This window comes from Neobacillus sp. SuZ13, from assembly GCF_030123365.1.
In the GTDB taxonomy this organism is placed as follows: Bacteria; Bacillota; Bacilli; order Bacillales; family Cytobacillaceae; genus Neobacillus.
Map to the genome: position 1 here is coordinate 416,737 of NZ_CP126107.1, position 11,559 is coordinate 428,295.

Annotated in this window: 9 protein-coding genes; 7 read left to right on the top strand and 2 right to left on the bottom strand. The window is 40.4% G+C overall.

The window, feature by feature from the left end; genetic code table 11:
• Nucleotides 1-56: 56 nt before the first annotated feature.
• Nucleotides 57-1,670 (bottom strand): sigma-54 interaction domain-containing protein, encoded by a 1,614-nt coding sequence (locus QNH17_RS02090; protein ID WP_283877171.1) that lies wholly within the window; start codon nt 1,668-1,670, stop codon nt 57-59.
• Nucleotides 1,671-1,884: 214 nt separating this feature from the next.
• Between QNH17_RS02090 and QNH17_RS02095 the strand changes: the two genes are divergently transcribed.
• The 7 genes from QNH17_RS02095 to QNH17_RS02125 all read left to right on the top strand — a co-directional run bounded on the left by QNH17_RS02095 (nt 1,885) and on the right by QNH17_RS02125 (nt 10,927).
• Entirely contained in the window at nt 1,885-3,060 is a 1,176-nt protein-coding gene (locus QNH17_RS02095; protein ID WP_283877172.1) for an NAD(P)/FAD-dependent oxidoreductase, read from the top strand.
• Nucleotides 3,060-4,097 (top strand): proline racemase family protein, encoded by a 1,038-nt coding sequence (locus QNH17_RS02100; RefSeq protein ID WP_283877173.1) that lies wholly within the window; start codon nt 3,060-3,062, stop codon nt 4,095-4,097. Before QNH17_RS02095 ends, QNH17_RS02100 begins: the two co-directional genes overlap by 1 nt.
• Entirely contained in the window at nt 4,094-5,047 is a 954-nt protein-coding gene (locus QNH17_RS02105) for a proline racemase family protein (RefSeq protein WP_283877174.1), read from the top strand. Before QNH17_RS02100 ends, QNH17_RS02105 begins: the two co-directional genes overlap by 4 nt.
• A 30-nt stretch (nt 5,048-5,077) precedes the next feature.
• Nucleotides 5,078-5,971 carry a 4-hydroxy-tetrahydrodipicolinate synthase gene (gene dapA / locus QNH17_RS02110; protein ID WP_283877175.1) on the top strand — a complete coding sequence of 298 codons (894 nt, stop codon included), beginning with the start codon at nt 5,078-5,080 and terminating at the stop codon, nt 5,969-5,971.
• Nucleotides 5,972-5,991: 20 nt separating this feature from the next.
• Entirely contained in the window at nt 5,992-7,479 is a 1,488-nt protein-coding gene (locus QNH17_RS02115) for an aldehyde dehydrogenase family protein (RefSeq protein WP_283877176.1), read from the top strand.
• A gap of 173 nt (nt 7,480-7,652) precedes the next feature.
• On the top strand, nt 7,653-9,155 hold the full coding sequence (locus QNH17_RS02120; RefSeq protein WP_283877177.1) for an alanine/glycine:cation symporter family protein: 1,503 nt from the start codon (nt 7,653-7,655) through the stop codon (nt 9,153-9,155).
• A gap of 290 nt (nt 9,156-9,445) precedes the next feature.
• The gene (locus QNH17_RS02125; protein WP_283877178.1) at nt 9,446-10,927 is read left to right on the top strand and encodes a nicotinate phosphoribosyltransferase; all 1,482 of its coding nucleotides are present in this window, start codon (nt 9,446-9,448) and stop codon (nt 10,925-10,927) included.
• A 203-nt stretch (nt 10,928-11,130) separates the two neighbouring features.
• Here the strand turns inward: QNH17_RS02125 and QNH17_RS02130 are convergent, their stop codons facing one another.
• Complete coding sequence (locus QNH17_RS02130; RefSeq protein WP_283877179.1) at nt 11,131-11,457, bottom strand: hypothetical protein; 327 nt, start codon at nt 11,455-11,457, stop codon at nt 11,131-11,133.
• Nucleotides 11,458-11,559 lie beyond the last annotated feature (102 nt).

Sequence of the window (11,559 nt, forward strand, 5' to 3'; positions counted from 1 at the left end):
TTATATGTAAAAATATAATGCAAGAATCGTACCAACTTTGAAGCCTGTATTTTAAATTAGCCTAAGCCGAGGCGTTTTAGACGATTGTAAAGAGTCGCTCGGGTGATTCCCAGTTTTTTCGAGCATTCTAATTTGTTGCCATTGGTTAATGTCAACGCTTTTTCAAGCACCTTCTTCTCATACTGGTCCATTTCCTCCTGAAGTGGCAATATATCTGTGTCCACTTCCATATAGTTTTCCTGAGGGACCTTATCAGCCCTATCCGAGTGAATCAATCCCGAATGAAATGGTAAATATTCTTTTCGAATGACGCCATCTGTTGCAAAAACAACAAGACGTTCAACGACATTACGCAGCTCCCGGACATTGCCCGGCCAATCATATTGAAACAATTCCTTCATCACTTCCTGTGGAAAATGATGAATAGGACGCTGATAGCGCAGTGAAAAATCTTTTAAAAAATAATGAATCAGTTCAACGATATCCTCGTTGCGTTCTCTTAATGGAGGAAGTTTTAAACTGACAACATTAAGCCGATAATATAAATCCTCGCGAAATTGACCTTCTCTTATTGATTCCTTTAAATCCCTATTGGTTGCGGCAATGACCCGAAAATCAGCTTCCAGTTCCTTTTCGCCGCCAACTTTGTAATACTTTCTTTCCTGAAGCACTCGAAGCATCTTGACCTGCATGTCTAAAGGCATTTCGCCAACTTCATCAAGAAAAAGAGTGCCCCCTTTTGCGAGTTCAATTTTTCCTTTTTTCCCTCTATGATCAGCACCGGAAAAGGCACCGCGTTCATAGCCGAATAATTCGCTTTCAAATAATGTTTCAGGAATAGCGCCGCAGTTTATAGAAATAAATGGTGCTTCTGGCCCCTCGGTAGCCTCATGAATAGCTTTGGCAAAGACCTCCTTACCGACGCCGCTTTCTCCTAAGATCAATACAGTTGATCGAACTGTGCACACCTTTTTCGCCATTTGCACCGTTTTCTCCATCACAGTACTTTTCCCTTTTATGCTATTAAAGGGATCTGAGGGCCTGTATTTCGCCATCTCCTGTTCTAAACGACGAACTTCTGACGACATATTAAACAATTTTTCATTAAGAACAACTTGGCTTGTCACATCGGTTTCCGAAACAACTGCCCCAATAATACTTTCATTAAAGTAAACAGGGTTTGCATTTATAAGAACAAATAGATTAGATCTTGCCTGGTGATGCTTTCCCCGAATTCTTTTTCCTTTGTGCAAGGATTCCAAGATTTCTAGATTCTTATGTTCAAAGAATTCTATGATTGGTTTGCCTATAATCTCATCTTTTTTAACAGAGAAAATTTTTTCTGCACCTTGTGTCCAAGTACGGACACGCTCATTAGCATCAATCACTGTCACTGAGGCGTCCATCGTTTCAATGACAGTTTCATAGAAAGCCTTTAATTGATTGTAGGAATCATGCAAAAAATCAATGATTTGTTCATTTGTAATGCAGCCAAGGTCTTTACCGCTTGAATCTGTGACGGTAACGGCTGGATAGTGCTTGCAAACATTAGCTAGTACAGAGAAGGAATCATGCAAATGAACCCTTCCTAAAGTGCTTTCATTATCTACTTGGTTTAGGTGGATAAAATTATTTTCAATTATTTCTTTTACTGACGGTAATTCAAACATAACAGTCTCCTTAAAATGTAAAAATATTTTTACACTGTTTAATATTTTATACACTAGTTTATCAATAAATTTAACAATTGCAAACGGATACAAAGTGAATATTCGGAATAATTGTAAAAATAGTATGGGATTTGTTGTTTTGAAACATTTACAAAAGTTGGCACGCAATTTGCATTAATAAAAAGATGTAACAGGATGAAGGGAGGTTGGTTTTGTGAGACATCATTGTGATGTTTTGGTTATAGGCGGGGGAATCATTGGCTGTGCAATTGCCTATTATACTTCTAAATCTGGAAGAGATGTAACAATAATTGAAAAAGGTGAATTTGTCAGTGGGACTTCATCCCGCTGTGATGGAAATATTTTAGCTATTGATAAAGATCCTGGCTTTGACAGTCAAATGTCACTTGTCAGTCAGAAATTAGTTGATGAATTAAGCGGAGAATTGAAACAACCTTTTGATTATCGCGCACCCGGAAGCATCCTTGTCTGTGAGACAGAAGAAGAAATGGAAGCAGCACGAAAATGGGTTGACCGTCAGAAGGAGGCCGGTTTGCCGTTCAGGATGTTGGATCGTCAGGACATCCGCCAAGATTCCAAGTATTTTGCTGATGATTTATTAGGCGGCTTAGAGTGTGCAACAGATTCAACAGTTAACCCATATCTTCTTGCCTTTAACCTTCTTGATGGTGCAAAGAAGATGGGCGCTAAAGCCCATAAACAAACTGCGGTTACGGGGATGAAAAGGGAGGCGGAGGGTACATTTACCGTTGAAACAACCAATGGGACGTTCACCGCGAATTATGTCATTAATGCTGCAGGTGTATGGGCTCCATATATTGGCGAGATGCTTGACTTATCAATTCCAATTAAACCGAGAAAAGGCCATATCATTGTTGCATCACGCCAGGAATTTGTTGGGCCAAGAAAAGTGATGGAATTTGGCTATTTAATATCCAAATTTGGCGGAAGGCGCCAGGTGGATCCGATTACCGAAAAATATGGAGTAGCACTTGTTTTCGAACCAACAGAAAGTCAAAACTTCTTGATTGGAAGCAGTCGTGAATTTGTTGGATTTAATACAAAAGTCAACAATGAAATTATTAAATGCATTGCCAATCGCGCCATTCGATTTTATCCGAAAATGGCTGACATGATGGTCATACGTTCCTATGCTGGTTTACGCCCTTGGACGGAGGATCATTTACCTATTGTGTCAGAAGTCGAGGGAATTCCGAATTATTATATTGCAGCCGGTCATGAGGGAGACGGAATTAGTCTTGCGGCTGTAACTGGAAAAGTGATAGAGGAAATGCTGAATAAAAAGGAGACTTGCATCCCGATTGAACCGCTAAAATTTTCTCGATTTAAGGAAAGGGTGTTGAGCTGATGAATGCAAATCGAGTTTTTACAACGATTGATACACATACGGGTGGAAATCCGACAAGGACTTTGATTAGTGGACTCCCAGAGCTAATAGGAGCAACAATGTCCGAAAAAATGCTACATATGCAAAAGGAATATGACTGGATTCGTAAGCTGCTGATGAATGAACCAAGAGGACATGATGTGATGTCAGGTGCGTTGTTGACAGATCCATGCCATCCGGAAGCAGATATCGGTGTGATCTATATCGAAACAGGAGGATACTTGCCAATGTGCGGTCATGACACAATCGGTGTTTGTACTGCATTAGTGGAAGCAGGGCTCATCCCTGTTCAAGAACCAGTGACTTCAATCAAAATTGATACACCAGCAGGCCTTGTGGAGGCTGAGATTAAGGTAGAGAACGGAAAGGCAAAAGAGGTTTCCTTCTGTAATGTCCCTGCCTTCCTGTTAAAGAATGTGTCAGTTGAGGTCGAGGGAATTGGAATCGTTGAAGCAGACATTGCCTATGGCGGTAATTTCTATGGAATCATTGATGCCGCATCTGTTGGGGTAGAGCTGATTCCGGAGAACGCATCAAAAATCATTGAAAAAGCGATCAAAATTAGAAATACGATTAACGAAATAACAGATATCGTTCATCCGCAGTATCCATTTATACGTGGTTTGACTCATATTGAGTTTTTCACTGAGCCAACTCATGAGGAAGCAGATGTGAAAAATGCAGTTATCGTTCCTCCAGGCGGGATCGATCGTTCACCATGCGGTACAGGTACATCAGCCAAATTATCTGTCCTTTATTCCAAAAAGGAGATCGGCATCGACGAGGAATTTGTGCATGAAAGTATTGTCGGCTCTTTATTCCGTGGAAGAGTCCTTGAAACAACAGATGTTCAGGGTGTGGAGGCTGTCATGACTAGAATCGCTGGTTCAGCATGGTTAATGGGAATGCACCGGTTCTTTTATAACGAGGAAGATCCGCTTAAAGAAGGCTTTTTACTCATTCCCCCAATGGAACATGAAATGGAGGATGTAAAATGAACATTCAAAAGGCTTACACAGCGACTGATGTACATGTAGCAGGCGAGGCTTTTAGAATTATTAAGGATGCACCATTTATTCATTATCAAAGTTTACAAGAGTTGAATGAGCAATTTCCGCATGCCTATGAGATAGAAATTAAACTTCTTTTAAATGAGCCTCGCGGATTTGCAGGCTTGAATGGTTGTTTGGTCGTTCCGCCTTTTAAAAGCGGCGCCGATGCAGCGGTTGTCTTTTTCGATCATAACGGAACCGTTCCCATGCAATATGGCGGAATTGTGGCTGTTATCACTGCATTACTGGAATGCGGTCAATTAAAGGCAAAGCCGTCAAATGAATACAGCATTGAAACAGTCAGCGGTATTGTTACGGTTACGGCTGTGATGGAAGCCGAAGAAGTGAAATTAGTGAAGTTAAAAAGCGAGCCATGCCAGGTTGCACAAACCCATGTGGCATTGTCTTATTTAGATTTACAGACAGAAGTTACTCTTGTTCAAGCCGATCAGCAATATGCCATTTTTGATAAAGCAGAACTGCCTTTTGAGATTGAGATGGACAACCTTACTGACATTAATCAATGGGGACAAAAGGCCATTAAAGCCTTAGAAGGCAAAAATAAGGTGGATCGAGTAGTCCTGCTGGATCATTCGCAAAAAAGTGAAGGAAAAATCAAAACGGTCACATTCCGTCCGGATTGCTATATTGTGCGTTCCCCAGGATTTGGCACAACAGCTGCCTGCAGCACCTATTTATTAGGCAATGGTGATGTTTCTGTATATAGTCCTATTGAAAATGAAAGTATTTTTAATGGCAAGCTGACAGCAGAACTTTTATCACAAATTGAAACTGATTACGAGTTTAGATTTTCAGCCCGTGGATTTATTACGGGTATGCAGACATATGTTTTAGACCCGACAGATCCTTTATCAGCTGGGTTTTTACTAAAATAAAAAAATTTAAGAATTTAGGAGGAAAATAAAATGACTAAAATTAGAGGAGCTTATCCAGTATTAATTACACCAATGACACAGGAGCAAGAAATCGATTGGGGCGGAGTAAAGAATAATGTTAATTACTTCATCGATCAAGGTGTGGCAGGTATTGTCATCAATGGAAGTACTGGAGAATTTGTCAGTCTATCAAAAGAAGAAAAATATCAAATGGTAGAAACGGTAATGAAGGAAGTAAACGGACGCATCCCTGTTATTGTGGGCACTTCAGGTGAGACAACAAAAGAAACAATCGAGAATACAAAGCAGGCAAAAGCGCACGGAGCGGATGCTGCTCTCATCATTAATCCTTATTACATGAAGCCGAAGGAAAATGAAATCTACTATCATTTCAAAGAAGTATCTCGTTCTGTTAATCTACCAATCATGCTTTATAACAACCCATTTACTTCTGGGGTTAATATGAGCACAGATTTAATGTTACAGATTGGTATGGAATGTGAAAATGTCACTCACATTAAGGAATCAAGCGGTGAAATTGGCAAGGTAAGAGATCTTGCAAGAAAAGGTAAGGGAGATTTTGAAGTATTCTGCGGTGCTGAAGAGCTTGTGATGGAGTCTTATTTAGTTGGTGCAACTGGCTGGATTTCTGTTGCTGGAAACATCGTACCAAAGCTTGTTACAGAAATGTATAACCATTTCCAAAACGGGGAGCTTGAACAAGCGTGGGCAATCAATGATCGTATTTTACCGCTTTGTGCATTCCTTGAAGGATCTGGAAAGTACGTGCAAATTGTGAAGAGAGCGATGGAATTAAGTGGACAAGCTGGAGGTCCTGCACGTTACCCTCGTTTAGGTTTATTACCTGAGGAAGATCAACTGCTAAAAGAACTACTTGCCAATTTAGAAACAGTAAATAACTAAAACAGCAAAGGAGAGAGAATATGCAAGCGACAAACTACAATTTAAAACCGAAAGTTCAAGAATTCTTGGAAGGTGTGAAAGGATTATATATTAACGGTGAATATGTACCGGCAATTAGTGGTAAAACGTTCTCCGTCGTTAATCCTGCCAATGAAGAGGTTATTGCACAAGTAAGTGAAGCGCAAGAGGAAGATATTAACGTAGCGGTAGCTGCAGCAAGAAATGCGTTTGATGAAGGCGAATGGACAAAAATGGATGCGGCTGAACGCTCTCATCTAATCTATAAATTTGCGGATCTCTTAGAAGAGAACCGTGAAGAGCTTGCACAGCTAGAATCATTGGATAACGGAAAACCATTTACAGTAGCTCTGTCAGATGACGTTGACGGAACGATCCAGCATTTTAGATATTATGCCGGCTGGGCTACGAAAATATTTGGTAAGACCACTCAAATTTCAAAGGATTATGTAACCTATACTCTACACGAGCCAGTTGGGGTTGCAGGGCAAATTATTCCATGGAACTTCCCGCTTGCAATGGCTGCTTGGAAGCTCGGATCTGCACTTGCTGTTGGCTGTACAGTTGTCATTAAGCCGGCAACAGAAACACCACTTTCTCTTCTTTACGTAGGAAAACTATTCAAAGAAGCTGGATTTCCAGATGGTGTTGTGAATATTGTGCCTGGATCAGGAAGAATTGCCGGAGAAGCGATCATTACACATAAAGATGTCAATAAAGTAGCCTTCACTGGATCAACAGCTGTTGGAAGAGAAGTTATGAAAAAGGCTGCGGATCAAATTAAAGGCGTTACACTAGAGCTTGGCGGTAAATCCCCTGCGATTATTTTAGAAGATGCCAATCTTCAAGAAGCGATTGAAGGGGCATTTAACGGAACGATGTACAATCATGGCCAAAACTGCAGTGCTTGTACACGTGTATATGTACAACGAACCATTTATGATAGAGTGGTAGAAGCTCTAGCAGAGAAAGCAAACGCTCTAAAGGTTGGGCCAGGTATGGATCCTGAAACAGAAATGGGCCCACTTGTTTCAGCTAAACAGCATCAAACTGTTCTTAATTATATTGAACAAGGGAAAAAAGAAGGGGCACGCCTTGTAGCTGGCGGTGAAAAAGCCTTTGAAAAAGGATATTTTGTTCAGCCAACCATTTTTGCTGATGTTGAAGATCATATGGTGATTGCTCGTGAAGAAATATTTGGTCCAGTTATGTCGATTTTCGTGTTCGATACGATTGAAGAGGTGATTAAACGAGCAAATGATAGTGATTACGGCTTAGCTGCAAGTGTTTGGACAGAAAATATCAAAAAGGCTCACTACATTTCTGGTAAACTTCAATCAGGTACAGTCTGGATTAATGATTTTGGTCTTGAATGGGAAACAATGCCTTTCGGTGGTTACAAACAATCAGGAATCGGCCGCGAAATGGGTGGAGAGTATGGGTTACAAAACTATACAGAAGTGAAAAGTGTATTTGTTAGCATCAAATAGGATGGGTCATTAGAAGGAACAATGGGACAAGCTGTATAGTTGAAAGGGAGCGGGACAGCATGTCTGTCCCATATCCCTTTCCATACCCTTTTCCTATCTGAAAATTTTTAATGTTATAAATACAAATAAACTATATAACGATTTATTTGAAGCGCTTACAGAGGAGGAATAAGATGGAAGAGTTGGTGAATAAAGCGTCGGGTATGGTTTGGAGTCTGGGGTTAGTAGCGTTTGCACTTGGTGCTGGATTGTTCTTTTCCATTATTACGCGTTTTGTGCAAATTAGATACTTTAAGGAAATGATTAAACTTCTTTTTGACAAGGGTGAACCGGAATCTGGTGTGTCCTCTTTCCAGGCGTTTTGTATGGCATTAGCCGGTCGGGTCGGTATTGGAAATATTGCTGGGGTTGCTACTGCGATTGCATTTGGCGGTCCGGGAGCAGTTTTCTGGATGTGGATTATGGCTTTATTGGGAGGAGCAAGTGCGTTTGTTGAATCGACTCTTGCTCAGGTCTATAAAGTAAAAGATGGTAACCAATACCGCGGCGGAACTCCTTATTTTATTGAGAAAGGTTTAAAAATGAAGTGGTTCGGGGTGTTTGTTGCGATTGTTGTTACACTGTGTTACGGAATATTAGTTCCAGGTATTCAGGCTAACACGATTGCTGTTGGATTTGAAAACACAATGGGTCTCAATAAAAGCATCACTGGTATCATTCTTGTGGCATTACTTGGCATCATTATTTTTGGCGGTGTTAAGCGAATCGCTTCTGTTGCAGATAAAGTTGTACCTTTTATGGCTTTAGGATATGTGATTGTCACGTTCGTACTTTTATTTGCTAATGCATCAGAAATTCCAGCAATGTTTAGGTTGATTATTTCAAGTGCATTTGGAGCAAATGAAATGTTTGGCGGTATGTTCGGTGCAGCGATTGCATGGGGCGTTAAGAGAGCTGTATTTTCCAACGTGGCTGGTGTAGGGGAAGGAACATATAGTTCAGCCGCGGCTGCCGTATCCCATCCGGCAAAACAAGGTCTTGTTCAAGCATTTTCTGTTTATATTGATACGATCATTGTATGTACAGCTACGGCACTTATGATTTTAATCACCGGCATGTACAACATTACTCCAGAAGGACAGTCTTCGATTGTTGACAACATCCCAGGTGTTGAAGCTGGTCCGATGTGGACACAAGCGGCTGTTGAAAGCGTTATTCCTGGATTTGGTGGATTGTTTGTTGCGATTGCGATCTTCTTCTTTGCCTTTACAACGCTAATGGCTTACTACTATATTTCTGAAACAACCCTCTTTTACCTTGGAAGAAATAGAAATTTGAAAGGGTTTAGAGCAGCCTTAATGATTCTTTTCTTAGGAATGATCTATATTGGAAGTGTCGAAAACGCATCCCTATTATGGGGACTTGGTGACTTTGGCTTCGGAAGCATGGCTTGGCTAAACTTAGTGGCTATTTTAATGCTAACGAAAACGGCCTTAAAAGTATTTAAAGATTATGAACAACAAAGGAAAGCGGGAATGGAACCAGTCTTCGATCCTGTTAAACTCGGCATTAAAGGTGCTGATTTTTGGGAGGAGAAATTGAAAGCAAGTAATACAAAAGGTAAGAAGAAAACAGAGGAAAAGCAAGCAAGAACAGGAACTACCTTACATTTATAAATCTAAAGTTCCCTTATTGCTGTTGGTGATAGTTCTTTAGTACTTCCCCAAACTTTTGGAGCTTGATTCATTGATGAATATAAAAAGTGCGAAGAGGACTAGTAAATTAAAAATTTGCTAGCCCTTTTCTCGTAAAGGATTGTGAATCTAATCCTAAAAATTTCAGGCTGGCCATGAATGGGCACTCGGTCACTTTGAACAATCGCTAGGAGCCCAAGTTAAATAGACTTCCGGGTGTATTATTGGTTATAATGATGAAAAAGCTGAAATAGTACTTCGGAGGTCAGATGATGAAACACTTTTACCACGATGATAGTTTAACTCTGCATACGGATCTATATCAGATCAACATGGTTGAAACGTATTGGAGAGATGGAATACATAATAAACGAGCGGTCTTCGAACTATTCTTCCGTAAGCTTCCGTTCGGGAACGGTTATGCTGTATTTGCTGGATTGGAGAAAGTGATTCAATTTATTCAAGGTTTCCGCTTTAGCGAGGAAGACCTCGAATATTTGAAAAATGAAGTAGGGTACCAGGCGGATTTCATTCAATATCTTAAAGATATCCGATTTACTGGAACTATCTGTGCCATGGAAGAAGGCGAGCTAGTTTTCGGCAATGAACCAATCATACGGGTTGAAGCGCCCCTTGCAGAAGCCCAATTGATTGAAACAGCCCTGCTTAACATTGTGAATTACCAAACATTAATTGCGACGAAGGCATCGCGAATCAAGCAAGTCGTGGGCGAAGAAGTGGCGATGGAATTTGGAACGAGAAGGGCACAGGAAATGGATGCAGCAATTTGGGGAACACGAGCAGCCTATCTTGCAGGTTTTGAATCAACAAGTAATGTCAGAGCGGGGAAACTGTTTGGTATTCCTGTATCCGGAACACATGCCCATTCGATGGTCCAAGCATATAAAGATGAATATACGGCCTTCATTAAATATGCTGAATCACATAAGGATTGTGTTTTTCTAGTAGATACATACGATACCCTCCGTCTTGGTGTGCCAAATGCGATCAAAGTGGCTAAGGAGCTCGGGGATAAAATCAATTTTATCGGTATCCGCCTTGATAGTGGTGACCTAGCCTACCTTTCGAAAGAAGCACGCAAATTGCTTGATGAAGCTGGATTCACTGATGCCAAGATTGTAGCCTCCAGTGACTTAGATGAATACACCATAATGAGTTTGAAATCACAAGGTGCCAAAATTGACAGCTGGGGAGTAGGGACCAAACTGATTACGGCCTACGATCAAGCTGCGCTTGGGGCAGTTTATAAAATTGTGTCCATTGAAGATGATAACGGAAAAATGGAAGATACGATCAAAATTTCATCCAATCCGGAAAAGGTGACGACACCTGGATTGAAACGGATATATCGAATCATCAATAATACGAACAACCATGCCGAAGGGGATTATATTGCACTAGCCGATGAAAAGCTCCCTGAAAAACGGCTGCGGATGTTCCATCCAACCCATACATTTATGAACAAGGTTGTTACCAACTTTACCGCAAAAGAATTACATGTGAGAATTTTTTCTGAAGGGGAACTTGTTTATGAAGTACCTTGCTTGGAAGAATCCCGTGATTATTTGAAGCAAAATCTCGTTGCCCTTTGGGATGAGTATAAGAGGATTACCAATCCTGCAGAATATCCAGTCGACTTGAGTCAAAAATGCTGGGATAACAAGATGAGGAATATAGAAGAGGTCAAAGATAAAGTTGCGGCCATGAAAGGCGACCAAGAAGAGAGCTTTTAATTAAAAAGGGCAGACTCCAAACGGGGATTAATAAATCCCCGCCTGAGTCTGCCCTTCATTTATTTTTGCCTAAAGAAATCCGTAAACGCATGGAAAATTTCAATCCCCTGGTAGGTAAGCATGCTTGCGGCTGATACGGAAAAAAAGCCAATAATAATAAAGCGAATCCACATTATAATTTCCTCCCTTATCATTGATAGATATCAGAATGATTCGGGAGCGTAGATCACATAGTTGGATTGATGAAATATTGGTATCAGAAAAATAAAGCTTCTGATAAAAATGATCGATAAATAAACAAGCGGAGAGGCAACTGCTGCAAGGATGACAGGAAGTACGAAAAGTGTGGGTAAGTCCATGGGCAGTTTCTTGTCATCGTCCCATTGCCCTTTCACCTTGGCATCATCTATGTTGATGATGGCCTTGATATTGGTATGAGAGTGGGAAAGTGAATATGAAAAGTGAAAATAGGTGAAAGCAAGAAAGGCAAGGAGTAACGAAATCGTAAGGTTATATTTCATCTTCATCATTATCCACTCCTTCCAATATTGAGATTGTTTTAATCATATACACTTTTATTATATTTGAAAATAAAAATATTCTGACAATTTTCTTGGTTTTTTCGAAAAAAA

Coding starts and splice junctions, on each gene's coding strand:
- QNH17_RS02090 (WP_283877171.1), bottom strand. CDS start 1,670: ATGTTTGAATTACCGTCAGTAAAAGAAATAATTGAAAATAATTTTATC.
- QNH17_RS02120 (WP_283877177.1), top strand. CDS start 7,653: ATGGAAGAGTTGGTGAATAAAGCGTCGGGTATGGTTTGGAGTCTGGGG.
- QNH17_RS02125 (WP_283877178.1), top strand. CDS start 9,446: ATGAAACACTTTTACCACGATGATAGTTTAACTCTGCATACGGATCTA.
- QNH17_RS02100 (WP_283877173.1), top strand. CDS start 3,060: ATGAATGCAAATCGAGTTTTTACAACGATTGATACACATACGGGTGGA.
- QNH17_RS02130 (WP_283877179.1), bottom strand. CDS start 11,457: ATGATGAAGATGAAATATAACCTTACGATTTCGTTACTCCTTGCCTTT.
- QNH17_RS02105 (WP_283877174.1), top strand. CDS start 4,094: ATGAACATTCAAAAGGCTTACACAGCGACTGATGTACATGTAGCAGGC.
- QNH17_RS02115 (WP_283877176.1), top strand. CDS start 5,992: ATGCAAGCGACAAACTACAATTTAAAACCGAAAGTTCAAGAATTCTTG.
- dapA (WP_283877175.1), top strand. CDS start 5,078: ATGACTAAAATTAGAGGAGCTTATCCAGTATTAATTACACCAATGACA.